This window comes from Actinoplanes sp. L3-i22 (assembly GCF_019704555.1).
GTDB lineage: Bacteria > Actinomycetota > Actinomycetes > Mycobacteriales > Micromonosporaceae > Actinoplanes.
In genome coordinates this window covers 4063310-4089265 of the sequence record NZ_AP024745.1, presented here as the reverse complement: position 1 = coordinate 4089265, position 25956 = coordinate 4063310, and the positions used below count along the sequence as shown (strand labels likewise).

The 25956-nt window shown below is 70.6% G+C and carries 15 protein-coding genes; 2 read left to right on the top strand and 13 right to left on the bottom strand.

Annotation, left to right across the window (positions count from 1 at the left end; genetic code table 11):
• Window positions 1-38: 38 nt before the first annotated feature.
• Both L3i22_RS17920 and L3i22_RS17915 read right to left on the bottom strand, forming a co-directional pair.
• A complete protein-coding gene (locus L3i22_RS17920; protein WP_221328102.1) occupies window positions 39-1157 on the bottom strand; it encodes a MalY/PatB family protein in 1119 nt (372 codons plus the stop codon).
• Complete coding sequence (locus tag L3i22_RS17915) at window positions 1154-1663, bottom strand: DinB family protein (RefSeq protein ID WP_255658352.1); 510 nt, start codon at window positions 1661-1663, stop codon at window positions 1154-1156. The genes L3i22_RS17920 and L3i22_RS17915 overlap by 4 nt, the downstream gene beginning before the upstream one ends.
• Before the next feature lie 70 nt (window positions 1664-1733).
• Between L3i22_RS17915 and L3i22_RS17910 the strand changes: the two genes are divergently transcribed.
• Entirely contained in the window at window positions 1734-2288 is a 555-nt protein-coding gene (locus L3i22_RS17910; RefSeq protein ID WP_221328101.1) for an ABATE domain-containing protein, read from the top strand.
• A 185-nt stretch (window positions 2289-2473) separates the two neighbouring features.
• On the opposite strand, the gene L3i22_RS17905 is transcribed toward L3i22_RS17910, so the two are convergent.
• The 5 genes from L3i22_RS17905 to L3i22_RS17885 all read right to left on the bottom strand — a co-directional run bounded on the left by L3i22_RS17905 (window position 2474) and on the right by L3i22_RS17885 (window position 8487).
• Window positions 2474-3853 (bottom strand): PLP-dependent aminotransferase family protein, encoded by a 1380-nt coding sequence (locus L3i22_RS17905; RefSeq protein WP_221328100.1) that lies wholly within the window; start codon window positions 3851-3853, stop codon window positions 2474-2476.
• A gap of 74 nt (window positions 3854-3927) precedes the next feature.
• Window positions 3928-4542 carry a DUF305 domain-containing protein gene (locus tag L3i22_RS17900; RefSeq protein WP_221328099.1) on the bottom strand — a complete coding sequence of 205 codons (615 nt, stop codon included), beginning with the start codon at window positions 4540-4542 and terminating at the stop codon, window positions 3928-3930.
• Window positions 4539-6143: an Ig-like domain repeat protein gene (locus L3i22_RS17895; RefSeq protein ID WP_221328098.1), complete on the bottom strand. Its 1605-nt coding sequence runs from the start codon at window positions 6141-6143 to the stop codon at window positions 4539-4541. Before L3i22_RS17895 ends, L3i22_RS17900 begins: the two co-directional genes overlap by 4 nt.
• A gap of 17 nt (window positions 6144-6160) precedes the next feature.
• Window positions 6161-6946, bottom strand: coding sequence for a hypothetical protein (locus L3i22_RS17890; RefSeq protein ID WP_221328097.1), 786 nt, complete (start codon window positions 6944-6946; stop codon window positions 6161-6163).
• A gap of 104 nt (window positions 6947-7050) precedes the next feature.
• Complete coding sequence (locus L3i22_RS17885; protein ID WP_221330020.1) at window positions 7051-8487, bottom strand: NAD(P)/FAD-dependent oxidoreductase; 1437 nt, start codon at window positions 8485-8487, stop codon at window positions 7051-7053.
• A 74-nt stretch (window positions 8488-8561) separates the two neighbouring features.
• On the opposite strand from L3i22_RS17885, the gene L3i22_RS17880 reads away from it, so the two are divergent.
• Complete coding sequence (locus tag L3i22_RS17880) at window positions 8562-9839, top strand: CdaR family transcriptional regulator (protein ID WP_255658351.1); 1278 nt, start codon at window positions 8562-8564, stop codon at window positions 9837-9839.
• A gap of 186 nt (window positions 9840-10025) precedes the next feature.
• On the opposite strand, the gene L3i22_RS17875 is transcribed toward L3i22_RS17880, so the two are convergent.
• From L3i22_RS17875 to L3i22_RS17850, 6 genes are all read right to left on the bottom strand, one after another.
• Window positions 10026-11657, bottom strand: a complete 1632-nt coding sequence (locus L3i22_RS17875) for a methyl-accepting chemotaxis protein (protein ID WP_221328096.1) — start codon at window positions 11655-11657, stop codon at window positions 10026-10028.
• 414 nt (window positions 11658-12071) lie between these two features.
• Complete coding sequence (locus L3i22_RS17870) at window positions 12072-13331, bottom strand: DUF916 domain-containing protein (RefSeq protein WP_255658349.1); 1260 nt, start codon at window positions 13329-13331, stop codon at window positions 12072-12074.
• Window positions 13328-13987 carry a hypothetical protein gene (locus tag L3i22_RS17865; protein ID WP_370644476.1) on the bottom strand — a complete coding sequence of 220 codons (660 nt, stop codon included), beginning with the start codon at window positions 13985-13987 and terminating at the stop codon, window positions 13328-13330. The genes L3i22_RS17870 and L3i22_RS17865 overlap by 4 nt, the downstream gene beginning before the upstream one ends.
• A gap of 8 nt (window positions 13988-13995) precedes the next feature.
• Window positions 13996-17013 carry a family 43 glycosylhydrolase gene (locus L3i22_RS17860; RefSeq protein WP_221328095.1) on the bottom strand — a complete coding sequence of 1006 codons (3018 nt, stop codon included), beginning with the start codon at window positions 17011-17013 and terminating at the stop codon, window positions 13996-13998.
• 401 nt (window positions 17014-17414) lie between these two features.
• Window positions 17415-22886, bottom strand: coding sequence for a discoidin domain-containing protein (locus L3i22_RS17855; protein WP_255658348.1), 5472 nt, complete (start codon window positions 22884-22886; stop codon window positions 17415-17417).
• A 17-nt stretch (window positions 22887-22903) separates the two neighbouring features.
• Window positions 22904-25948, bottom strand: coding sequence for a beta-L-arabinofuranosidase domain-containing protein (locus L3i22_RS17850; RefSeq protein WP_221328093.1), 3045 nt, complete (start codon window positions 25946-25948; stop codon window positions 22904-22906).
• Window positions 25949-25956: the final 8 nt, after the last annotated feature.

Below are 25956 nucleotides of genomic sequence, written 5' to 3'. Positions count from 1 at the left end.
ATAGTGGGAGCGCTCCCACTATCCGGCCAGGCAGAGAATCATGTCAATGCACCGGTGATTCGCTCCAGGATCTCGGTGAGCACCTGCGGGCTGGTGGCGAAGTTGATCCGGACGTACGACGCGGTGTGCTCGGCGAACTCGGCGCCGCGCCCGAGCCGTACGCCGGCGGCCTTCTCCAGGAATGCGGCCGGATCCGGGCCGAACGGCCCGCCCGCGCAGTCCAGCCAGGCCAGATAGGTGCCCTCCGGCGCGCGGAACCCGCTGTCCCAGGGCAGCGTGGCCACCCACCGCGTCACCCGGTCGCGGTTCGCGGCCAGGGTGCCGAGCAGTCCGTCGAGCCAGTCGTCGGCCTCGCGCCAGGCGGCGACCGTGGCGACCCGGCCCGGCGTGCCCGGCTGGCCGAAGATGTCCAGCGGCTGCCGGTCCAGCGCCGCCCGGATCCGATCCGGGCCGATGTGCGCCACCGCGCAGCGCAGCCCGGCGATGTTGAAACTTTTCGTCGCCGACGTGGTGGTGACGGTGCGCGCCGCCGCGTCCGGGCCGAGCGAGGCGAACGGGATGTGCCGGTGCCCGGCGTAGACCAGGTCGGCGTGGATCTCGTCGGAAAGCACCGTCACGTCGTGCTCGCGCGCGGCCTCGGCCATGGCGGAAAGTTCCTCCGGGCGGAACACCCGGCCGGTCGGGTTGTGCGGATTGACCAGCACCAGCATCGTGCAGTCACGCAGCGCACCCGGGTCGAAGGCGTCCGGGTCCAGCGGCACGATCCGGCGCCCGGCCCGGACGATGCTGGCCAGAAACGGCGGATAGTTCGGCACGTGCACGGCGATGCCGTCGCCGGGCGCGGTGGCCGTCTCGATCATCACCTGCAACACCTGGATCAGATCGGTGAACACCCTGGTCCGCCCGGGTTCCGGCGACCAGCCGTGCCGGTGCGCCATCCGCTCCTCGAACGCGGCCACCACCGGATCGCCGCCCGGCCAGTGCGGATACCCGAAATCGGTCACCGCTCGCAGCCGGGCCAGGATCGCCGGCGCGACCGGGAAGTCCATGTCGGCCACCCAGGCGCCGAGCGTGCCGGGCGGCAGCGCGCCCCACTTCACGCCGTGCCCGGAGCGCAACCGCCCGATATCGACCCGCGAGTCGAAAGCCGCGGTCACGACGCCGCCCCGGGCTCGGCCCGAACTTTGGTGGACCCGGCCCGGATCACGTCGCGCAGGATCTGCATCTGACCGTGGTGCTGGGCCAGTTCCTCGTAGACGTGCAGCAGCGCCCCGCCGCAGGTCAGACCACGGCCCGGCCCTTGAAACGACCGGTCCGGCTCGGCCCGCAGCGGCGCGTCGCCGGACGCCTCGCGCACGTCGTCCGCGAGCCGCGCGCGGACCGCCGCCACCTCGTCCAGCAGCGGCGCGATCGGCCCGGCCGCGACGAACTCGGCCGCCCGGTCCCGGTCGCTCCGCCGCCCGGCGACAAGCGTGCCGGACCAGTAGTCGATCACGCCCACACAGTGGGTGAGCAGCGCGAACGGCGAGTTCGCCCCGGGCAGTGCGGGCCGCGTGTTGGCCAGCTCGTCGCCGAGCCCGGCCACGATGCCGGCCATCTCGTCGAGCGCCCGCTGCGCGAAGTACAGGTAGTCGTCCTTGGCGATCACGTCCACATCCTCCATTCCGTCACCCCCTCAGCAGGTGACGTGGTGGACCTTGCCGAATCACCCCGTCACCTGTCAAGGTGGTGACGTGGAGTTCGTCTTCGTCAGCGGCAACCTCGCCCTGGACCTGCTCGGCACCCTCAAGTGGCGCCGCACCCGCCCCGAGGAAGGCCTGCTCACACCGGCCGAGGCGGGGCGGTGGGCGGTCGACGCCGGCCTGCTCAGTCAGGCGCCGCCCGGGGACGCGGACGATTTCGCGCGGCTCATCGCCGTACGGGAAGCGATTTATCGTCTGGTCGAAGCGGCCCGGACCGGAGCCGATGGTCCTGGTTCTGACCTGGGCATACTCAACGCCGCGGCGAACCGGCCGCTGCCCGCGCTGACCCTGACCGCGCACGGCGCCCACCGCGCCGGCACCCTGGACGCGGTGACCGCCGAAGTGGCCCGGTCGGCAATTTCCTTCCTCGACGAAATGCGAAAACCAACCCCGCTTCGGGTACGGGAATGTGAACGCCCCGAGTGCACCCGCGTCTTCGTCGATCGTTCCCGGGCCGGCACCCGGTCCTGGTGCGGCATGGCCGAGTGCGGCAACCGGGTCAAGGCCCGGGAGTACCGCGCCCGCAAAGCCGCCCGCCAGGTGTAACGGTCAGCCGTCCCGGACGGAGTGCGGTGCGGCAGAAACATTCCGCCGCGCAGAGCAGAAACTTTCCGCCGTGCAGAGCAGGCCCGCCGTCGTCGCGACAGAAACCTTCCGCCGCCGAGAGCAGGCGCACCCGGCGTCGCGGCAGAAACTTTCCAACACCCCGCAGACGGCCGAGTAAGCGCAGGTCAGACCAGCGCGGCGACCAGTTCGCCGATCGCGCCGTCGAAGGCGTGCTGCGCCGGCGTGGCGTAACCGACGACGACACCGGGCGGCGCCGCCCGCGGATCCTGATAGAAGCGGCTGAGACCGTCCACCGCCACGCCGCGCGCGGCCAGCCGGCCGAGCAGGTCCGCCTCGGTGGCGCCGGGGACGTGCAGCACCGCGTGCAGGCCCGCCGCGATGCCGGAGAGCCGGGCGCCCGGCAGATGCTCGGCCACGGCCCGGCCGAGCCGGTCGCGCCGCTGCCGGTACCGGCTCCGGCAGCGGCGCAGGTGCCGGTCGAGCTCGCCGTGGCGGATCAGGTGGGCGAGCACCAACTGGTCGATGACGTTGACGTAGGCCTCGTCGAAGGCCAGCGCCGAGCGCAGCATCGGGACGAGCCGGGTGGGCGCGGCGATCCACGCGATCCGCAGCGCCGGGGCGATCGTCTTGCTGACCGTCCCGGTGTAGACGACCTGCTCGGGTCCCAGTCCCTGCAGCACGCCGACCGGCTGGCGGTCGTAGCGGAACTCGCCGTCGTAGTCGTCCTCGATGACCACCGCGCCGGTGCGCCGCGCCCAGTCCAGCAGCTCACGGCGCCGCTGCGGGCTGAGCGTGACGCCCATCGGGAACTGGTGGGCCGGGGTGATCACGGCGGCCGCCTCGTCGGTGAGCTGGCCGGCGACCAGGCCGTCGCCGTCGACCGGGATCCGGCTGACCCGCAGGCCCAGCCGCGCGGCGAGCGCCGGATAGTCCTGCAGGGTCGGGTCCTCGAACGCGATCGTGCCCTGCAGCGCCTGGCAGATGATGCGCAGGGCGTGGGTGTATCCGGCGCAGACGACGAGGTGCTCCGGGGTGGTGATCACGCCGCGGGACCGGCCGAGGTAGTCGGCCAGTGCGGTGCGCAGCGCCAGGTCGCCGGTCGGATCCCCGTACGCCAAAGCGGTGTTGGGAATTTTCTGCAGGACGTGGCGGGTGGCCGCAAGCCACTGGCGGCGCGGAAACATCGACAGGTCCGGCAGGCCGGGACGAAGGTCGAAGCCGTCCGTCGCCGGCCGGAACGCCGGCGCCGGCGCCAGGACCGGCGCCGCCGCAGCCGGGGTCCGCGGCGCGACCCGTACCCCGGAACGCGGCCGCGACACCAGGTGACCCTCCGCGGTGAGCTGCTCGAACACCTGGGTGACCGTGCCGCGGGCCACGCCGAGCTGGTGCGCCAGCGCGCGGGAGGAGGGCAGCGCGTCGCCGGGCGTGAGCCGGCCCTCGCGGATCGCCTCGCGAAGGGCCCGCTCCAGGCCGGCCCGAAGACCGTGCGCCCGATCGACGACGAGATGAAGATCCAGACCGCTACTGGCCCATTGATCCGGCATACAACTGGACTATATCGATGGACCAGCGAATTTCTACATTCGCCCTATGAAGCAGCTGGCAATGGCCCTGGGCCTCACGCGACACCTGGTCGGACCACCTTTCCCGGAGCGGGAGCCGCGCCGCCGCCGGCGGTCAGGACTCGGCGCATGGTGGCGATCTCGGGCCGCTGATCGGCGATGACGTGCCGGGCCAGGCTGATCACCCACGGGTTGCGCGCTTGCGGCAGCATCGCCACGGACATCTCGGCGGCGTCCTCATGGTGAATGATCATGAGTTCGAGGAAGCGCCGGCCGGCGGCCGGACCGGAGGAAACTTTCAACGAACTCAGCTGCGCCTCGGTCAGCATGCCGCCCGGGTGCACGCGCACCGGCTTGGCCCACGCATTCAGGAACTCCGTCATGTCCGTGATCTCGGCGGCCTGCGTCGCCGCCATGTGGTCGGCGATATTTTTTATCCGGTACGGCACCTGGCCGTCTCCGCAAAGCATCGCCGCCATCCGCAGTGCCTGTCGATGATGTTCGATCATGTGAGCCAGGTAGGCGAGCTCATCGGCGTCCGGGGCGATCGGCACGGAAACCGGCGGCCTGGTCATCGGCGTGCCGGCCGGCGGCGCAGGCGGGTCGCACGCCGCCAGCGCCAGCACCGTCACCACGCCGATGACCGCCCGCAGCGCACCGGCCGCGGTCACGGCTTGCCGACCGTCAGGATCGCCGCCGCCGACGTGCTGGTGTCGACCTGCGCCGATCCGCCGTAGGCCACAGTCAGCGCGTGCTGCCCGGCCGGCAGCGCGGGCAACGTGATCGCCCTGCTCCCGTGGTCGGTCTTGCGGATGTCGGAGACGACCAGCGTCCGGCGCCCGTCCCGGACGGTCAGCACCCCGGCGGCGATCTGCCCGGGATCCTTCGGCGTCACCCGGACCGTGATCGTCGCCCGCCGGCCGGCGACGACCGCGGACTCGGCCAGCCGCAGCGTGGTCGTCGAGCCCTGGCTGCGGGTGACGCCGCGCGCCTGCTCGTTCTCGGCGGCGACGAAGCCGTTGCGGGTGGCCCGGTTCGGCGGCGTGATCGGTGACTGCGCGGAGAAGTCGTGCGGGTACAGCGTGAAGCCCTGCCAGTGCACCGGCATCGGGCTCTGGTCCTCGTCGCGGACGATGTGGTGGAAACCGACGTTGACCCACGCGATCGGGTCGACAAGTTTCTCCCCGTCGGCGTAGTCCATCACCGTCTCGTTGGCGCACGAGACGTCGTTGTTGTACATCGGCAGCTGCTCACAGGGCTTGCGCCGGGTGAAGGCGAGCGCGTTGCGCAGGCTCGGATGCGCCGGATACACGTCGTTCTTGCCGAAGACGATGTCGTAGCCGCGCGGATGCCCGTCGCTGTTGCGGCTGGACGGGCTGTAGACCCGCCACTCGCGCCGGTCGGCGATGTTCACCAGTGACTCGGTGCCGATCGTCCGGCGTTTGGTCACCAGCACCGCGGACTGGCCGCCGCGCTTGCCGGTCCAGGCGGTGTCGCTCTGCTCGACCTTGAGGTCGGACCGGCCGCCGATGCCGAAATCCACCCGCCACACCGCGCTGTGGTAGTGCGAGGCGGAGTAGTCCCGGTCGCCCTCGCCGATCGGCCAGCCGTAGTCGCGCGCCTGCGCGTCCGTCCCGCCGTCGGCCCACATGCTCGGGTTGACCTCGCCGGTCGCGCCCATCGCCACGTCGATCTGCCCGTTGTCGGCGAACTGGTAGTTCGTCTCGTACTCGTAGTTGCCGACCGCCGCGATGAAGCTGACCGCCAGGACCGTGCCCTGCGCGGTGACCAGCGGCCGGCCTTCGCCGGTGTGCCACATCGAGCGGTAGGCCAGGCCCTTGCTCATCTCCCGCACGCACAGCACCGGCTGGTCCTTCTCCACCCAGCGCCCCTCCATGTCGGTGTACGCGCGGTGGGTGCTCACGATCCGGCCGCCGGGGCACTCCGCCTTGGTCATGTCGCTGGCGTGCCGGCCGAAGCCGAACCCGATCAGGTCCTCGAACTCGGCGGTGCCGATGTCGTAGGGGACCTGCATCTGCACCGGGGCGATCGAGTTGAGCACCGGCACGGGCACCGCGTCCTTCGTACCCTGGAAGGAAATTTTGTCCAGGACCAGGCCCTTGAAGTCGTCGATGTGCCAGCACAACTGCCACGTGGTGCCGGCGGAAAGTTTCCTGCTGACCAGGGAATCACCGGAGCAGTAGGTGGAGACCGCCTCGGCGGACGCCGGCCGCCCGGCCGGGCCCAGCGTGACCAGCAGCGCAGCGGCCACGGCGGCAAGTTTCCGCCTCACGACAACGTCCGGACGGTCCTGGCGGTCAGGTCCACGGCGAGGTTTCCGAAGTAGAGCCAGACGCCGTCGCGGGCCCGGCCCTGGAACGTGACGCACCGGTCGATCGCGCACGCCGCGCCGTCCCCGGTCGCCGGCGGGTTGAGCAGGGCGCCCGCGTTCACGTCGAGCTGCGCCGGGCTGGTCAGCTCACGTCCGGTCGCCGTGCGGTAGGCGCCGCGGATCGGCGCCGCGGCCGGCGAGCCGATCAGCAGGTGCAGCGCGTGGATCTTCTCGGTCTCCGACGGTGGCGCCTGCACGCCGCGGGCGCTGCGCTCGGTGACCGTGCCGGCGGCGAGGTCGACGACCTGCAGGACCTGGGCGTTCGCGGCGTAGTCGTAGGAGGTGACGGCGACCCGGCGCCCGGCCTGGTCGGCGGGGAGCGTGGCGGACAGGAACTCGTAGCCGGGCGAGCCGTCCACCCGCCGGCCCGGGTTCCGCTGGTGCCGCACCGCGAGCCACCGGGCGTAGCCGATCTCGCCGGCCGTCAGCGCGTCGAACGGCTTGCCGAGCCGTGCCGGGCGCCCGGTCGGCATCCCGGCCGGCAGCGGCGGGCGGGTCGCGGTCAGCGCCCGGCCGATCTGCTCCGCCTCGGCGATGCCGGCCGCGGCCGGCTCCGCCCGCACCTGGGCCGGACCGGTCAGCAGGTAGCCGCCGAAGGCCATCGCGCAGGCCAGCCCCATCAGACCCACCGGGGCGCGGACGGCCTGCCACCACGAGATCGTCTCGCCTGGTCGTTCTCGCATGCACTCTCCTCGTCGACCCTGCCTGAACAGGTCAAGTGTCGAAACTTCGAGGAGCAGCGGCCGCGAGCCGCGCGGGCATATCGCCTTATTTCATCACATAGAGATCATGCGAAGTGCAGTTCCGGATCGGTCACGTCGTCGGCGCGCAGCAGCTTCACGTCCGACTGGTAGTTCATCGAGGTCAGCCACGGCATGCGGTCGCCCTGGCGGGGCAGTTGGCCGACGGCCCGCCGGATGTAGCCGGCGCCGAAGTCCAGGAACGGCCGGGTCGGCATCGACGGATCGGCCACCTCGGGACGGCAGATGTCGTACCCCTGGTCCTGCATGTGTTTGAGCAGTCGGCAGAAGTGCTCGCAGAGCAGGCCGATCTTCAACGTCCAGGACGAGTTGGTGTATCCGATGGCGTAGGCGAAGTTCGGCACGCCGGAGAGCATCATGCCCTTGTAGGAGACCGTCTCGGGCAGCTTGACCTCGGCACCGTCGACGGTGACCGGCACACCGCCGAACGCCTGCACGTTCAGGCCGGTGGCGGTGACGATGATGTCCGCGTCGAGATGCTCGCCGGACTCCAGTTGGATTCCTTTTTCGGTGAAGCCGGCGATCCTGGCGGTAACCACCGACGCCTGGCCGCGACGAATCGCCTTGAACAGGTCGCCGTCGGGGACGGCACACAACCGCTGGTCCCACGGGTCGTACGGGGGATGGAAGTGCTCGTCCACCGGGAAGCCGGCGGGTAGCTGCCGGGCATTGACCCACCGGATGATCTTTCGCGCGGCCGACGGCCAGCGCCGGCAGAACGTCCAGACCGCCTTCTGCTGGGCGATGTTCTTGCGCCGGGTCCAGGCGTAGCCGCGCTCCGGGCCGAGGTACTTCTTGAGCGCGTTCGCGACCGGGTCCTTCCGGCCGACCGGCATGATGTAGGTCGGGGTGCGCTGCAGCATCGTCACGTGCGCCGCGTCGCCGGCCATCGCCGGGACGATGGTGACCGCGGTCGCGCCGCTGCCGATCACCACGACCCGCTTGCCGCGGTGATCGAGATCGTCCGGCCAGTGCTGCGGATGCACAATCGTGCCGCCGAACAGCTCACGACCGGGGAACTCCGGCGTGAAGCCCTCGTCGTAGCGGTAGTAGCCACTGGCACAGAAGATCCAGCCGCAGGTCAGCGTGATCCGCTCGCCGGTGTCGGCCCGCTGCACCTCGACGGTCCAGCGGGCGTCGCCGCTCGACCACGACGCGGCGAGCACCCGGTGGTGGAAACGGATGTGCCGATCCAGATCATTCTCGGTCACGGTCTCGCGCAGGTACTCCAGGATGCGCGGCGCGTCGGCGATCGACTGCTCGTCGCGCCAGGGCTTGAACTCGTACCCGAAGGTGTGCAGGTCGGAGTCGGAGCGGATGCCCGGATAGCGGAACAGGTCCCAGGTGCCGCCGGAGGCGGCCCGGGCCTCCAGGATGGCGAAAGTTTTCGCCGGAAGCTCGGTCTTCAAGTACCGCGCGGCGCCGATGCCGGAGATCCCGGCACCGACGATCAGGACGTCCATGTGCTCCACGCCGTCAAGGATCCGTCCCCGGGTCCGGTTGCGCTAGCGCGAAACGCACCATCATCATCGGATTCATGGTGCAGAATGTCGCCGCCTGGCCGGCCGTCCCGCCGCGGATCGCGGAACTCTTCCGGCTCGGCGCGCGGGCCGCGCTCGACCCGCCGGCCGACTGGATCGAGGGCCTGCACGCGGCGTCGCTCAGCGGCGAACGGATGCGCCCGGTCGCCGACGACCCGGTGCTGGCCGCGGCGGTCCGCCGCAGCAACCTGGCCAACCTGCGGCAATGGGCCGAGGCCAACGTCCGGCATCCGGGCCGGCGGGTGCCGGCGAACCTCGGGCCGGAAGTTCTCGAAACCGCGCGCGACATGGTGCGGCGCGGGCTCGATCAGCGGGCGCTCGACTCGTACCGGACCGGGCAGACCGTCGCCTGGCGGCGCTGGATGGAGATTTGTTTCGACCTCGGCGCGACGCCGGGCGAACTGCGGGCACTGCTCGACGTCTCGTTGCTGTCGATCTCGGCGTTCATCGAGGACACCATCGCGGCGGTGTCCGCGCGGATGGAGGTCGAGCACGCCGAGCTGACCCGTGGCGCCCACGCGGAGCGGCGAGCGGCGGTGACCTTGTTGCTGGAGGGCGCGCCGATCAGCCGGGCACGGGCGGAGGCGCAGCTGGGTTACCGGCTGACCGGCCCGCACACCGCGGCGATCGTCTGGACGACGTCCGCGTCCGCGCCCCTGGAAGCCGCCGCCGAGACCCTGACGCGGATCGCCGGCGCCACCCGTCGCCTGACGGTTCTCGCCGGCCCGACCGCATTGTGGCTCTGGTTGCCCGCCACTCTCACCAGGACGCCCGCCGCCGACGGGATCGATCCGGAGGTACGGGTCGCGATCGGCCGGCCGGGCAGCGACATCGCCGGTTTCCGCGGCAGCCACCTGGACGCGCTGGCCACTCAACGCATGCTGACCCGGCTCACGTCGGCGCAGCGGATCGCCCACTACCGGGACATCCAGTTGGCCGCGCTGCTCACCGCCGACCCGGCGCAGAGCGAGGAGTTCCTTGCCGAGACCCTTGGCGAGCTGCTGCACGCGGACGCGGAGACTCGCGAGACGGTGGCGGTCTATGTCGGCGAGCAGTGCAACACCCTGCGTACGGCGGAGCGGCTCTTCACGCATCGCAACACCGTGGTCCGCCGCCTGGCTCGCGCCGACCGGCTGCTCCCCCGGCCTCTCGCCGAGAACCTGCTGGCCGTGGCGGCGGCTCTGGAGATCCTGCGCTGGCGGGGCGAGAGCACTCCTGCTCGTCGCGGTCCCGCTCGTCCTCTCGAAAGCCGAATCGGCGATCAGCGGCCTTGAAGGAAATTTCCGCCGTCCAGGCAGGCCGCCGCCCGGCGGTCGCTCTGGCCTGCCACCGTCAAATCGGCGCTCTGGCGGACTGCCGCCGGACCCTCGCTCCGGCCGGCCGCCGTCAGACGGTCGCTCCGGCGGGCGGCCGTTCGACGGTCGCTCCGGCGGGCCGGCGTTCGCTCCGGCTGGCCGGCGTCAGACGCGGAAAGTGCCGACCAGGGTGCGCAGGTCGCCGGACATCTGCGCCAGCTCGGCCGCCGCGCGCTGGGCGTCGGCGACGTTCTCGTTGGTGAGGCGGGTGGCCGTGGCCAGGGCCTCGATCCCGTCGGCGATCTCGCGGACCCCGCCGGCGGCCTCGCTGACGCCGCGGTTCATCTCGCCGGTGGTCGCCGTCTGCTCCTCGACCGCGGCCGCGATCGTGGTCTGGTAGTCGCTGATCCGCGCGATGATCTCGCCGATCTCCCCGATCGCGGTGATCGCCGTGCCGGTGTCGGCCTGGATCGCGGCGACCCGGGAGCCGATGTCCTCGGTCGCCTTCGCGGTCTCCTGGGCGAGATCTTTCACCTCGCTGGCGACGACGGCGAAACCTTTCCCCAGGTCGCCGGCGCGTGCCGCTTCGATGGTGGCGTTCAGCGCCAGCAGGTTGGTCTGCTCGGCGATGCTGGTGATCAACTTGATCACGTCGCCGATCTCGGCGGAGGAGACACCGAGCTGTGTGACGGTCCGGTTGGTGCTTTCCGCCATCGACACGGCCTCGCCCGCCACCGCCGCGGCCTGGTTGGCGTTCTGCGAGATCTCCCGGATCGAGGCGCCCATCTCCTCCGAGCCCGCCGAGACGGTGTCGACGTTGCGGCGCACGTCCTCGGCAGCGGAGGCGACCGTGCCGGCCTGCGCGTTCGCCTGCCCGGCGTTCTCGGCGATCTGGCCGCTGGTGACCGAGAGCTGCTCGGCCGCGGCGGCCAGCGACTGCGAGGCGGTGCCGAGCGCCTCGACGGTGCCGCGCATGTTGGCGGTGGCCCGGTTCAGCGCACTGCCCATGGCGCCGACCTCGTCCCGCGACCGGACCACGACGATCCCGGTCAGATCCCCGCCGGCGACCTGGGCGAGGGTGTCGTTGACCGCGGCGAGCGGGCGGGTGATCCGGCGCACCGTAGCCCACCCGAGCAGCGCCGCGATCAGAAAACCCACGATCAAGATCAGAAACATGAGGGTACGGCTGTGATGGTAGGAGTCCGTGTTGGCCCGGGCGGCCGCGCCGGCACTGGTCGCCTCGTAGTCGCTCAACGCGTCGAACCCGGCGTTGATCCGGCCGACGATCGGCTCGGCGCTCGTGTTGTAGGCCGCCGCGTACACCGCGTTGTTGCTCGCCCGCGCGGCGGCGACCAGCTGCTTGTCCCGGACGTCGACAAGTTGCGTGAGCCCGTCGGTGATCTGGCCGACGGCGCTCTGCTGCGCGTCGGCCAGGCCGAGCCCGGCGTACGACTGGACACCCTGCGCGGCGAGGTCGTGCGCCGCGAGGGCCGCCTGCCGGAACCGCTCGGTATCGGCGTCGGCGACCGCGATGTTCATCCGGGCCAGGTCGAGCAGCTCATCGTCGAACGCACCCTGGGCGGCGGCGAGCGTCTGCGACGGCTGCAGGTTCTCCTCGTAGATCGCCCGGGCATGGTGGTCCGCGGCGCTCAGCCCGACCAGCCCGGCGACCGCCACCGCGACCCCGGCGAGCAGCGCCACGGCAACGGCGAAAGTTATCTTCACCCCGACCCGGAGGTCGCTGAAGAAGCTCAGAACGCCGGGACGACGCGGCTCGGCAGCAGGCAACGATGCCATCGCTGAGCTCCTTCCGTTTTCGGGACTCCGGTCGCCCTATCGGAAGATCCGTCCCCGGGCTGAGCCCGGCCGCCGTTTCGGCCCACCTCCGGCAGCCCTACCGATTTGTCCTACCAACCGGCCCACACCTCGTACCGCCTCGCCTCACACCGCCACACCTCACACCGCCACGCCCGTGGACCCGCCTCACCCCAGCCCTCGCCTCGCCCCGCCTCGCCCCGCCTCGCCCCGCCTCGCCCCGCCTCGCCCCGCCTCGCCCCGCCTCGCCCCGCCTCGCCTCGGCCCTCCCCGTTTCATCCTTCGATCCCCCTCGCCGCAGGATCAATCCGTTCAGCCTTCAGCCCATCGACCGACCCAGCCCGCGAATACCATCGGCGCGGTCGTTCGCGGTAGGCCGATCGATCCGTCGGCGTCTCAGGCGGGGTCAGTGGCTGAGCGGCGCCCTTCGAGCCGGGCCTGTTCGAGCAGGCGGTGAAGGCGCGCTCGACGTTGACGGATAACCCGGCGCAGCAGCAGGAGCAGGCCGATCGCTGCTCCCAACAGCAGCAACTGCGGCCACGGCATGACCCAGGTCGTGACGGTCGCGGCTGCGCCGGCGAGCGCGGTTGCGTCAGCAGCTGTGGTGTTGGCTGCGTCAGCGGATGCAGCGGTGGCTGCGCCATCGGCTGTAGTGGTGGCTGCGGCCGCAGTGGCCGGGACGAGGCTCAGCGTTGTGCGGACACGACCGACTGCCCAAACCTTGGTGATCTCGGCCTGGATGGTGCGGGTGTTGCCAGGCAACATCGGGCCGAGGTTCGTTTCGGTGGCCGTGCTGCCGAACGGGGTGGAAACTTTCACCCGGGCTTGGCCGTCCACTTGGATGTTTCCGCTGTTGATCGTTGTGTAGGAAATCTCCATCCGGCCAGGGCGCAGCGGATTCCAGGAGCGCTTGTAGTGCACGCTGACGGAAGTGGCGGAAAGTTCCCTTCGAACGGCGCCGCTGGCTCGTAGGAGTACCCGGAAGCCGACGCGGCTCTCGACCTGGACCGTGCCGCTGTTACTGAGAACCGTGGCGGCGATCCCGGCCGGGTGATCACCCGGCGCAGCGCCCTGGGGCACGGTGATGGTGAAAGGCACCAACGCTGTCGCCTTCGCGGCGACGGAAATTTTCGCCGGCACCTTGATCCAGGTTCCGCCGTCCTTCGACGGAGTGCTCGACGGAAGCATGTTGAAGCGACCATTTTCGGTCAGGTAGCCGTCGGCAGCCTTCAGCGCGAACGTCCCGGCGACGTCGCTGAAGTTCCGCACGGCCAGGTACTCGGTGACCTGCTGGCCCGGGTCGAGGGTGCGCTCGATCCAGCGACGCCCGTCCGGGCCGGCAGCAGTGGCCGGCTGCACGGTCCAGGTGAGGGAGGCAGGCGCGGCAGCCACGGTCGACTCGACCCGCCAGGCAGGGAAGGCGGCGACGGAAGCGACGGCCCGGGCACGCGAGGCGGCCACGGCAGCGACGGCTCGGGCACGCGTGGCAGGTGTGGCAGCAGTAACCGGCTCGGCCGCCCAGGCATACGGGGCAGGTGCAGCGGCGACGGCCGGCTCGACCGCCCTGGTGAGGGAAGCGGGTGCGGCGGTCGCCGCCGTGGGCTCGGCACCGATGCCGAGCGCCGCGACGACAACCGCGAGGAGCAGCCGTTTCATTCGAACAGCGAGAGGGTCAGGGTGGAATGGTAGGAACCGGCGGCGACAGCGGCCGGAGCCCGCAGGAACAGGTTCGCGTCGACCGAGTAGGCGCCGCCGGTCACCGTCGCGGAGTCGTATGTGGAGACCAGCAACTCCTGGTCGGTGAGGCCGACGTTGTTCCCGGGCTGGGTCGGATCGTCAAGAACGGTCACGACCTCCTCCCCCTCGGTCACCTCACCGGTGCTGCCGCCGTTGATCAGGCGCGGTTTCCAGCCGAGGTTGCCGGCCGAGATCGGTGCCTGGCCGGCGTCGCCGGTGAAGTCGCTGGAGCTGCCGAGCACCGCCCAGCTCGAGCCGGCGGGAATTTCCGCCGCGGTCCGGGTGTCGGTGACGGTCACCGTCGGCAGCGTGCCGGTGAACTGCCGGACCAGCAGGTCGGAGCCGTTCTCCTTCAGACTGACGGCGTTGCCGGCGACGGTCAGTGCGAGCACGCCGGGCTCCTTGATCTCGGTGATGTCCACGGTCACCTGGACGCCGGCGGTGTCACCGGGATCGGCGAGCGCCGCGGCCGGCAGGCCCACCGCGACGGCCACGGTCGCGGTCAGCGCCACGGCCGCGGGGCGGAACATTCCACCGCCCGGCCGGTCGATGCGAGGTTGGATGCGGGGTCTCATATCAGCTCCTAGCAGGTGAGGGCGGGATAGGCGGCGGTCACGGAACTGGATCCGGACCGTGCGGTGGCGGTGCCGGCCGGGACCGACCCGGCGCGGACCGGAAAGGACTGGTAAGCATTCGCGCCGGGGGCAACCGAAGGAAAATTTCTGCTTCCGTACGGCGTCAGCAACGTGACGTCGAGCGCCGAGCTCCCCTCGTTGCCGGCCTGGACCGCGACATACGCCTTCCCGGCGATGCACCTGGCCTGGGCGGTGACGGTCACCGGGGCCGATGCCTCGTCGGCGAGAACCCGCCATTCGGTGACAGCGACCGCGGAGTAGGTGCTCCCGTTCCCGTTGGCGCTGATCGTCGCCCGCAGCCGGGACGTCGTGACCGGGTCGAACGTGACCTGGTTGAAGGCGGTGCTGCTGGTGCCGTACGCGGAGGCGCCGCTGACGTCCTGCCACGCCGTGCCGTCCCAGTACTGCAGCTTCCAGCCGTCCGGCTCGGCGACCCCGTCGCCGGTGCCCCGGTCCGAGTCGCGCCAGAACTTGAGCTCGGCGCTGGTGATCCTGATCGGACGCGCCCAGTCGTACTGGATCCACTGCGTGGCCGGGCGCGTGCCGGACCAGGTGCCCCAGATCTGCGCCTGCGCCGGGTTCGCCGGGTCGGCGTCGTCGTTGAGCGCGGCCACGCTGTTCCAGCCCGCGGTGTACGACGCGGTGGCCGTCCCGATCGGCCCGACGTTGCCGGTCAGCGGCGCGGACAGGTCAGCCGGGACAGTGACGCTCTTACTGGTGGCGACGTTGCCGGCCCGGTCGGTGGCCCGGTAGGACACCGTGTGCCTGGCCGCATCCGGTGCCGTGACCGGGCCGGCGTAGGTCTGCCAGGCGCCGGTGTCGATGGCGTACTCGATCCCGGACAGCCCGGAGGTCGCATCGGTCCCGGTGACCGTCACCGCGCGGTCGTCACCGACGGCGGCGCTGGTGGTCGGCGCGGTGGTGTCGATGTCGACCGGCAGGTTCGCGGCTGTCGAGACGTTGCCGGCGCGGTCGGTCGCGGTAGCGGTGACGGTGTGCCTGCCGTCCCCGGAGACGGTCACGTCCGTGTAGCGGACCGGGTTCGCGACGACCGGCTCGCCGCCGTCCACCTTGGTGGAAAGTTTCATCCGGCCGCCGCGGTCGTCGGTGGCAGCCGCCCGGACCTTCACCGCGGAGCGGAACCAACCGGCGGTGCCGGCGCTGCCGCTGGGCGTGAGGGTCAGTGCCGGCGCGGTGCTGTCGCCCTCGGTGTCCTCCGGCGAGATGACCGTGACCTGCGCGGAGATCTGGGCGGCGGCGTAGCCGAGCACAGTGCCCCGGACGGTGAGGTGCCCGGGTGCGGCCACATCGGCGGCGGTGACCGGGTCCCAGTAGACCGGCACCTGAAGAATGTCGCCGTCGTAGGAAACCGCCACCGTGGCGGGCAGCTCCGTCTCCCCGACCTCGACGGTGACCGCCGGCGAGCTGATCGACGACGGTTGGGCGGAAAGAACCTTCCATTCCTCGACCGCGACCGCCGAGTACGTACTCCCGTTGGTCGACGCGTCGAAGACCGCCCGGACCTGCGTGGTCGTCACCGGATCGAAGGTGGTGCTCTGCAGGCCCTGGGTGCCGGTCGGATAGCCGGACGCGTTGGCGACGTCCGCCCACTTCGCGGCGGTGGGGTCCCAGTACTGGATGCGCCACTTCGTCGGCGCGGCCACACCTACCCCGCTGCCCTGCGGCTGATCGTTCCAGAAGTCGATCTGCGAGCCGCCGATCCGCATCGGCTGGTCCCAGGTGTACTGGACCCACTGCTGCGCCGGGTTGCTGCCGGTCCAGGTCCCCCACATGTCCGGCGGCAGCGGGTTGGCGCGCACGATCTCGTCGTTGAGCGCTTTCACCCAGTACTGCGTCGGCACCGGGTCGTTGGAAACCGTTACCGCCGCCTCCTGGGCGATGTTGGGCCGCGGGGTGCGATCGCGCTGCTTGACCGGTGTCTGCACGACCTGTTTCATCCGCGGCGGCGACTGGGTGTCGTCCCACTCGACCTTGTCGATCGCGACCGAGCGGCGGAAATGTCCACCGCCGACGGCGTCCGCGGTGTGGTAGGTGAGGTACCACTGCCCGTCGAACTCGACGATTCCCGGATGGCTGGTGGTCGACGAGACCGGCGTGAGCACGGTGCCGCGGTAGGTCCACGGGCCCTGCGGCGCCGGGGCGGTCGCGTAGGCGATGCAGGCGTGGTAGTTCGCCGGCGTGCACGCCGAGGCCGGTCCGGCGTTGTTACCGGCGTAGGCCAGGTAGTACGTGCTCCCCCGCTTGAAGATCCACGGCGCCTCGAAGTAGCCGGGCAAGCCGGTGATCGACGTCTGGGTGCCGACCGGGGTCCTCATGTCGGCCTGCAGTTCCAGGTATCTGAGCTGCCCGAATGTCCCCCAGTAGAGGAAGACCCGCTGACCCTCGACCAGGATCGTCGGGTCGATGTTCTGGATCGTGTTGGCGGTCGGCACCCGCTGCGAGATCAGCGGGCCGCCGAGGTAGTCGGTCCACGGCCCGGTCGGGGTGCTCGAGACGGCGACGCCGATGGCGAACTTGTCGGCGGCGGTGCTTTCCTTCTCGCTGACCGGGACGTACCAGTAGAACTTTCCGTCAGGTCCTTGGACGACCTGGCCGGCGTAGGCGCGCCCGGTCGAGGCCCAGGCGAAGACATTCTCCGGACGCATGAGCGAAGGAAAATGCGACCATTCGCCTGCGGCGACATTTCCGGTACGGAACGCGCCCCACTCGTTCATGACGAAGTCGTTGACCGCGGGTCCGGCCTCGTCGTGCCCGGTGTAGATGTACAGCTGGCTCCCGGCCACGAGCGGCGCCGGGTCGGCCGAGTAGTAGCTGCCGTCGGCCAGGATCGGATTGCCCTGGTGCGTGAAGGTGATGGAATCAGCAGCAAGCGCCGCCCCGGCCGGCACGGCGAAAATTCCCGCCGCGACCAGCACGGCGACAACCGCGCTGCGAATGGCTCTCATCGTGCTGATCTCCTCGGGGACAGAAGCGGCGCCCAGCGGGGTGGGACGCGACGGACAGCCGTAGGAACGAGTTCGGATGGGGCTGGCACGAAGCGCGCCGGGCGACGCGACGTGCGCGGCACCGGACGCAGCCGGACGGGGTCAGAAGGCGATGGCAGTGGCTGGGTCGCCCGGCGATGAGCGGTGCGAGCAGTCGGTGGCCGACGGCGCGGCCGGATCGCTGGTCGGCAAGGGTCGGTCACGAGTAACTGCAGGTCAGCGCTGCCACCGGGCGGTCCCGCTGGGCGACTGACGCTCGGCAACAAACGGTTGTCGGCAACCGCATCGCAGCTGGTGGTGAACGCGGACGGGGAGGTGAGCGGTGGCGGCGCCCCGAGGGGGTCGAGGACGCCGCCACCTGATCAGGAACAGCTGATGGCGCCGTATGGGGCCGTCAGTGTCTCCGTGGTCGAGCCGCTCGTGACCGTCACCGTCGCCGCGCCCGCCTGGATGACGGCCGTGCGGCTGTTGAACGACTGGTAGGCGGCCTTGCCCGGGGCGATCGCCGCCGCCTTCCGCGAGCCGTAGGACGTGCTCAGGCCTATCTCCAGCGACTTGTCGTCCGCGTTCACGGCGTTGACCGCGACATACGCCTTACCGGCCAGGCACTGCGTCTTCGCCTCGACGTTCACCTTGAACTGCGGCTGCGGCATGCCCGGGACGTCGTAGACCTCCCACTCCTGCACCCCCGGAGCGCCCTTGCCCTCCTCGGTCCCGCTGGCCGTCAGCAGCGCCCGCAGCTTGGTCGTGGTGACGGCGGAAAAATTCACCGTGTTCCACGCCGTGGCCGACGTGCCGTAGGCGGAAGGTTCCGCCACGTCCTGCCAGGTGCCGTCGGCCGCCCAGTACTGCAGCTTCCACGACTGGGGTGGCGCGACCCCGGCGCCCGAGTCGTCGAGGTCCTGGGTGAACCAGATCCGGCTGTGGTCGACGGTCACCGGCGACCCCCAGTCGAGCTGGATCCACTGCTCACCGACCTGCGGCCAGGTGTTCCAGACGTCGGTGTTCGGCCCGGTCGCGCCGGTCGGCTGGACGCCGTCGGCGAGGTTGTCGGCGGTGAGCCAGCCCGGCGTGTAGGACGCGGACGCCGTGCCGGTCCGGGCCACGTTCACCGGCGCCTGCCCGGCCGCCACGTCCAGACTGCCCTCGGTGGAGACGTTGCCGGCCAGGTCGACCGTCCGGTAGCCGACCGTGGTCGCCGCCGAGCCGATCGGCACGCCGCCGCTCGCGGCGGTCCAGTCCTGGGTGACGACGCCGCCGACGGTCAGCCGGTACTGGGCGGCGCCGATGCCGGAGAGCGCGTCGGTCCCGGTGATGGTGACGGTCCGGGTCGCGGCGTTCAGCGCGGCGTTCGCGGTGGGCGCGGTCCGATCAATTCTGACGGTACGGTCGGTGACCGCCGAGACGTTGCCGGCGTCATCGGTGGCCCGCCCCTTGACCGTGGTGGAACCTTCCGTCGTCACGGTGACCGGCGCGGTGTAGTTCTGCCAGTCCCCGGTGCCGACGGAAACCTCCAGCTTCGGGCTGTCGTCGCGGTTGTCGGTGGCGCTGACCGAAACCTTCACGTCGGTGCGGGCCCAGCCACTGGCCGGATCGGGATCCAGAGTCACCGCGGCGACCGGTGGCGAGCTGTCCGAGGGCCCGCCGGCCCCGACCGTGACGGTCGCGGTGGCCGGCTTGTCCGTGCCGGCAACGGTTCCGGCCACGTCGAACGTGCCCGCGGCGGAATATTTCGCCGGATCGATGGTGGCCCAGGTGACCGCGATCCCGCTCTGGCGCGACCCGTCGTTGTAGCCCACCGTCACCCCGGCGGGGAGCACCGGCGCAACGCCGACCGCGGTGGCGACCGCCACCGGGTCGACCGTGTTGATCTGCACCGGATCGCTGCCCCGGACCCAGACGTGTGCGGTCGCGGTCAGCGTGGTGCCGGCCACGAAGCCGGCGACGGTGAAATCTCCCACCGCCTTGACCTGGTCGGCGGAAACTGTCCCCCACGCGACCGCCATCGGCAGCCGGGCGCCGTCCGCGTAGGTCACCTCGACCGTCGCGGGCAGCGTGGGCAGGACGCCGACCTGGGTACGCGCGTCATATCCGGCGATCGACGAGGCGGCCGAGGCGAACACCCGCCATTCGGAGACGCCGACCGCGGAGTACGCGGTCCCGGCCGCGTTCGGCAGCGCGTTGAACGTGGCCCGCAGCCGGGTGGTGGTGACCGGGTCGAACGACACCTGGTTGGTGCTGCCCCGGACCGCCGGATCGAACCCGTTCGCACCGGTCACGTCCTTGAAGGTGGTCCCGTCCCAGTACTGGAGTTTCCAGGACTTCGGGACCGAGACGCCGCTGCCTCCGGTGGTGCTGTCCGACCAGAAGTCGATCGAGGCACGGTCGACGCGCACCGCGGACGGGAAGTCGTACTGCAGCCAGCGGGTCGCCGGCTCGCTCCCGGTCCAGGTGCCCCACAGATCGGTCTGCGCGCCGCCGGTGAACAGCGCCGGCTTGCCGTCGTTGACCGCGCCGACCGCGTTCCAGCCGGCCGTGAAGCTGGCCGACGCGGTGGCGGTGGCCGCCACGTTGATCTGCCCCTCGGCCAGTGCGGTGCCGTTGACCACGACGTCCTGGTACGCCGTCTGGTCCCCGCTGGTGACGCTCAGCCGCAGCGTGTAGCGGCCGGACTTGGTGAACCGGGCAACCGTGGTGGGCGTGCTCGCCGGGTCGAAGGCGACCGCGCCGCCGTCCGGGGCGTCCACAACGGACCAGGCCACGGTCAGGTTCCCGCCGGGGTTCCCGTCGTCCTGGGCGAGCCCGATCAGGCGGGCGGATCCGGCCTGGTTGTAGCTCGAGTCGAGCCACGCGTCGGCCAGGGGCGGCTTGTCGCTCGCGGCGGGCGCGGCAACGCCCGTACCGTAAGCCTGGATTTCTTTGATTCCGGTTTTGGCCCCGGGCGCGTGCTGGACGGTGATCCGCAGCTTGGTGGCCTTCAGCGACGGGAAGCGGATCCGGTTGAGGTTGCCGCGCGGGTAGGCCGGGCTGCGGCTCTGGCCGGGCACGGTCTTCCAGCCGTCGCCGTCGTCGTAGCCGACCGTGAACTGCGCGGGTGGCGCGTAGCCGGCGACGGTGGCGCTGGTCGAGGTGTTGTAGAAGTACACGCGCACGTCGTCGATGTCGCGTTCGCCCTGCAGATCGAGGTCGATCGCGTCGGTGGCGTTCGGTGAGCCGGCGGTGCCCCAGAACGGCTCGTTGACGGTGGTGCCGTCGACCGCGCCCTGCGGTGCCCGGCCCGCGGCCGAGAAGGTGGCGGTGGCCGGGCGGCCCTGGGCGACGTCGGCGCTGCCGGTGCTTTCCGGCGCGATGTCGGCGCCCGCCTTCGCCATCACGTCGACGATCCGGTCGTCGGCCGCGAACCGCACGTCGGCCGGCGCCTTGACGGAAATTTTCGCCGTGGACGTGACGGTCACCCCGGCGGCCGCCTGAACCTCGCCGGTGGCCGGGTCGTAGACGAGTTTGCCCAGCTTGTCGGCGGTGAAGGCGAGCTTGCCGTCGAGGTAGACCGAGTAGCCCTCGGGGACGTCGGCGCCGTAGTGGCGGGTGCCACCGGGCTTGTCCCAGACGATCGTCAGGTCCTTGTCGCGGTAGCGGATGTTGTTGGCGGTGAAGTGGTCCCAGCCGATGTCGATCGGGTCGAGCTCCACCTTGGCGTCGTCGCGCGGGCGCAGGCCCATCGCGTCCTCGATCATGGTGAAGTTGGTGGCGCCGAGGATGGTGTGGTGGATCCACGAGCGGTAGTCGACGCTCCCGCCGTTCGCGGGTGAGCCGTCGGCCCAGAACTCGTTCTGGTCCGGGTACCGGTTGTCGCCGTTGCCCTGGTACTGGGCCCAGGCGTTCCAGTAGAGCAGCTTCTTGTACCACTCGGCGTCGATGTACTGGTTCGGGTAGTTGCGCAGCACCGAGGAGAGCATCCGGAACGTCACGGTCGAGTTGATGATCGAGAAGTTGTTGCTGCCGGGCTCACCGGCGGCCGCCGCGGCGGCCTTGTCGGCCTGGTTGGCCGTGGTGAACGGGAAGATCGGGTACTGCGTGTCGTCGGCGAACAGGCGCAGCGCCTCGACGTAGGGCTGGGTGTAGTCGGCGTCGCCGGGCTTGGGCATCAGGCCGACCGAGAACGGGTAGTAGTTGTTGATTTCCTTCCACGGGACCAGTTCGTTGGAGGAAACCAACCGGTGCTTGAGCAGGTTGCCGTCCAGGCCCATCTGGTCCGGGGCGCTGCGCTTGGGTTCCCACAGGTACTTCAGGACCGCGGCCTTGATGCTCGCGGCGAAACTTTCCATCTCGGCGGCCTTCGCGGTGTTCCCCGCGGTCCGGTAGGCGTTCGCCGAGGCGAGCGCGTTTGAGTAGAGGTAGGCGTTCTCGGTGCGGTCCATGTAGCCGGGTTTCCAGTGGAACGACACCGCGTCGGCGTCGTTGCCGGTCATCGCGCCCCAGTTGTACTCGATCAGGCCGTTGCCGTCGAAGTCGTAGGCCTGCTGCAGTCCCTTGACGTCGTTCTCGGCGTACCTGGCCAGGTTGCCGGCGATCGCCGCCGGCCCGCCGTGCAGCTGGTAGGACCGCCACGCCGCCTCGGAGATGTACTCGGTGTAGCTGTTGGACCAGTTCGCCGGGTCGCCGGGGTTGTCGACGTATTTGGAACTTTTCGCCACCTCGCCGGCGGACACCCACGGGCCATAGGAGTAGACCGGGTCGCGGAAGTACTTGAGGTCGTCGACGAACATGCCGGTGGTCAGCACGATCGCGTTGTTGTAGCCGAGCACGCCCTCCATCGACGTCGGGAACTGGTAGTCGTTGCCGGGCAGGTCGGCGTCGAGGAAGTTGTAGCGCATCAGCCACCAGCGGTAGAACAGCGTCTTGTCGATGTTGTTCTCCGGCGTGTCCAGGTAGGGCACGTTGTCGGCCCACCACCGGTTGTAGGCCGTGACGTGCTCGGAGTACGCCGCGCCCGGCGTGAGATCGCGGTAGTGCTCGTACTCGGTCCCCGCCCCCGGGTTCTCCCTGGTCACGAAGCCGAGCTGCACCTTGGTCCGGGCGGTTCCCTCGGCCGGAACCGCGACGGTACGGCGCAGCGTCCCGTCCACCGGCGCGAAGCCGTCCCCGGAGAACCGCGGGAAGACCGTGGTCAGCTGGTTGAACGCACGGGCCGCGCCGGTGAGCTCGTTGCCGTCGGCCGCCGTCTTGGCGAAGGAAGATGTCGCCGTCAGCGTGACGTCCTTCGCGGACCCGGTCGTGCTGGTCAGGTCCAGGCCGGTGACCGCGACATTGTCGTCGGTGAGGTACTTGGTCTCCACCACCTTGAGCCCGCCGCCGGTGAACACACCGCGCCAGTAGCTCGGCGTCTGCTTGCGCTGCGCGGCGTCCTCGGCGAGCGACACGTCGGCGCCGCCGACCGAGGCGGTGATCGTGTAGGCACCCTGTCCGCCGGCGATCGTCTCGATGTAGGCGACCTCGCCGCCGAACCCGAGCGTGCCGGGCTGGTGGGTCTTCATGAACACCGCGCGACCGCGGCTGAACAGGTACTGGTTCGCGTCGCCGTTGGAGCCGCCGGGCGCGTTGCCGGTGCGGGCCAGCATCCGGTCGATCCAGAAGTCGTCGTCGGTGCTCGATCCGGCGCCGGCCGCGACGTCGGCGTCGAAGATCGCCTGCAGCTGGTTGCGGACGTGGTAGCCGGTGCGCTCGTCCGGCACCGGGTCAGCGGCGCCCTTGAAGGTGGGATAGGGGGTGTCGGCGTTCGGCGCCGCGTCCGCGGCCACCGGCGACAGGACGGTCAGCAACAAACCTGCCGCCACGACCAAAGGAAACTTTCTCACCGATAGGCCCTTCCGGCGGCTGCGGAGACTTCGGAGATTTCGGTACGGCTGAGCAGACCGCTCTTGGACCACACGCGGGCGGTGGAGTTGACCGCTCGCTCGAAGGCCCGCCGGTCGGCGAACGGCGCGCCCGCCCAGAGCCGGTCCAGGAACGTCGTGCCCGCGGAGTCGGCGCGGTTGGGGACGCCGGAGTCCTGGCCGTCGAAGACGATCCGTGGTTCCGCGCGGCGGAAGTACGCGTGGTAGGCATCGGTGTCGCCGGAGTGGAACGGCGTGAACCCGCCCGCGACCGGGGTCAGGTCGCCGGACAGCGGCAGCGACGAGTACCAGGACCGGGACACGTAATCGGTCTGCGCCGACTTGGCGATCAGCGCGATCGGGCCGTTCATCAGGGCTTGCAGGGTCGGGTCGTCCAGGGCCTTCTCGACGTGCAGCGCATAGGGGAAGGAAATCTCCACCCGGTCGCCGGAACGCCAGGTCCGCGCGAGACTGAGGTACCCGTCGGAGCCGCATCCGGACGCCTTCACCGCGCGGCCGTTGATCTTCACGGCGAACCCGGCGGCGGCCCAGGACGGCACACGCAGCCGCAGGTCGAGCCGGCCGTGGCCGGTGATGGTCAGCGTGCTGCTCTCGGCGCGTGGATAGTCACCGGCCTGGGTGACAGTGAGGCCGCGCGCTTTCCAGTCCAATGTGGACGGTATGTACAGATTGACGTAGAGCACGTCGCCACGGGGTGAGGCGAAGTAGATGGAGTCCTGGTACTTGGTGTGGTTCTCCAACCCGGTGCCACCACAGCAGGTACCGATGTTGCCGTAGTCGCGGCGGGCACCGGGACCGACCGGCACCATGTAGGTGACCAGCGGGTTCGTGGTGCTCTCGGCGTCCCGGCGGGACGCGAGGATCTGGTTGACCAGCGCCTTCTCGTAGTAGTCGAAGAAGTCCGCGTCCGGCGCGTGCAGGAACAGGTTACGCGCCACCTTGAGCATGTTGTACGCCGCGCAGGACTCGGCGTTCGTGCTGGTCACGATGGTCGCGGCGATCGCGTCGCGCTTGCGGAACACCTCACCCTGGCCGGTTCCGCCGTGCACGTAGGTGCGGTGCGGCACGACCATGCCGAAGAAGTTCTTCGCCGCCGTGCGGTAGTCCCGGCCGTCGCCGTTCTCGTACATCCGCAGGTAGCCGAGGAACTGCGGGATGTGCTGGTTGGCGTGCCGACCGTCGAGGGCGTCGGTGCTGGCCACGCACGCGGCGAGCAGCGCGGTGTTGTCGAAGCAGCGGGCGGTCTGAAGGAACTTTTCGTCGCCGGTGAGGGCGAAAAGATCCGCCATCACCTCGTTCATGCCGCCGTACTCGCCGGCGATGTAGAGCGCCCACATCCGGTCGAGCTGTTCGCGGGGCAGCACCGACAGGCGGCTGTGCACCCAGTCGCCCATGCCGCGGGCGATCTCCAGGGCGACCGCGTTGCCGGTCAGGGTGTGCGCGTCCAGCAGGCCCCGCATGATCTTGTGGCAGGTGTAGTAGGGCGCCCAGATCGCCGGGTAGGTCGTGTACTGCTCGAGCTGGATGAACTGCGTTTCCGGGTACGCCGCGAGGAAGCCGGCGTGGCTCGGGCCGGGCGCGCCGCCCGGGCCGGTGACGACCGCCGCGTCCCAGTGCCGGCCGGAGGAGTCCGCAACGACGGTGCCGGACGTCTCGTCGAACCGGTACCAGGCAAGGTTTCCGTGCACGCCGTCATCCGCGGCCGGGGCGGCGCTGCCGCCGCCGGCTGAAACGGCCGCCGGGGTGGCGCTCCCGGCGCCGACTGAAGCGGCGGCCAGGGTGGCGCTCCCGGCGCCGACTGAAGCGGCGGCCAAGGTGGCGCTGCCGGCACCGGCCGGGATGGCGGCTGAAGCGACGGCCGAAGTGCGGCTCCCAGCGCCGCCTGAGGTGGTGCCCGGGGCGTTGCCGGCGCCGCCTGAGATGACGGCCGGGGCGATGGCGCTGCCGGCACCGGTTGGGGTGGTGGCCAGGGTGGTGATGTCCGCCGCGGTCAGGGCGCGGTCGAACAGGTGGAACTCGTCGACGGTGCCCTTGAGCAGGGCGTCGCCGTACTGGGAGCGGCCGATCCAGTTGTTCTTCGGGGCGCCCAGGTCGGCCGGCGTCAGGGTCATCGCGGTGTTGGTGCCGGCAACCGCGCCGTCCACGTACAGGGTGCCGACACCGCCGCCGAGGGTGACCGCCAGATGGACCCACTGGTTCTCCGGCAGCGGCGTGGTCCCGCTGATCCGCTGCTCGTTGCCGCTGCCGCCGGTGGTGATGGCGAATCGTGGTCCGCTGCCGGCGTCCACGGTCAGGAACATGTTGACCGTGGTCCCGGTGCCGAAGTCGAAGACTCTCGACCAGGTGCGGAGCTCGGAAAGCTGCACCCGGATCGCGATGGTGATTTCTTTCAACCCGTCGACGGTGGCGTCCGGCAGGCCGACGTACTGGCCGTCGCCGGAGAGCACCAGCCCACCGGCCCAGGTCGGCGCCGGTGGCGGCGTGCCGGGCACGCCGACCTGCGCGGTCCACGTGTCCTGGCACTGCTTGAGCGCGCCCACGACGTAGTCGAGCTTGTCCTTGAAGACGGCCTCACCGGTGCCCGCCCATGCCTGGGCCAGCATCGAGATGAAGTGCCCGCTGTAGTGCCCGCGCAGGTTGCCGGTGGCGTCATCCCACCCGCCGGGCGGCTGGGCGCCGAGAGTGTCCAGGCCGGCGGCGGCCCGGAAGTTGCTGAGGATCCGATCCGCCGGGTAGGCGCGGGCGTAGGCGAGGATCCGGTCGCGCTTCTCGGTGAAGATGCTCGGCTGCAGAGTGACCTGGTCGAGGTTGAACGGCACCGCCCGCCAGGAGGACGGAACGGGCAGGCCGTTGACGCGGGGGCTGGCGGCCACACCTGCGGAAGCAAGACCTGGGGAGGCGACCGCGGCGGAAACATTCACCATCGAACCGGCCACGGTGGTGCCGGCGACGACGGCCGCGGACTGCATCAGCCGACGACGGGACATCGAGTTGTCGATCATTGTCTGGG

Excerpts from the sequence above, each read along its gene's own strand:
- L3i22_RS17850 (WP_221328093.1), bottom strand. The coding sequence starts at position 25,948 with ATGATCGACAACTCGATGTCCCGTCGTCGGCTGATGCAGTCCGCGGCC.
- L3i22_RS17885 (WP_221330020.1), bottom strand. The coding sequence starts at position 8,487 with ATGGACGTCCTGATCGTCGGTGCCGGGATCTCCGGCATCGGCGCCGCG.
- L3i22_RS17875 (WP_221328096.1), bottom strand. The coding sequence starts at position 11,657 with ATGGCATCGTTGCCTGCTGCCGAGCCGCGTCGTCCCGGCGTTCTGAGC.
- L3i22_RS17880 (WP_255658351.1), top strand. The coding sequence starts at position 8,562 with ATGGTGCAGAATGTCGCCGCCTGGCCGGCCGTCCCGCCGCGGATCGCG.
- L3i22_RS17915 (WP_255658352.1), bottom strand. The coding sequence starts at position 1,663 with ATGGAGGATGTGGACGTGATCGCCAAGGACGACTACCTGTACTTCGCG.
- L3i22_RS17865 (WP_370644476.1), bottom strand. The coding sequence starts at position 13,987 with ATGAGACCCCGCATCCAACCTCGCATCGACCGGCCGGGCGGTGGAATG.
- L3i22_RS17870 (WP_255658349.1), bottom strand. The coding sequence starts at position 13,331 with ATGAAACGGCTGCTCCTCGCGGTTGTCGTCGCGGCGCTCGGCATCGGT.
- L3i22_RS17890 (WP_221328097.1), bottom strand. The coding sequence starts at position 6,946 with ATGCGAGAACGACCAGGCGAGACGATCTCGTGGTGGCAGGCCGTCCGC.
- L3i22_RS17905 (WP_221328100.1), bottom strand. The coding sequence starts at position 3,853 with ATGCCGGATCAATGGGCCAGTAGCGGTCTGGATCTTCATCTCGTCGTC.
- L3i22_RS17860 (WP_221328095.1), bottom strand. The coding sequence starts at position 17,013 with ATGAGAGCCATTCGCAGCGCGGTTGTCGCCGTGCTGGTCGCGGCGGGA.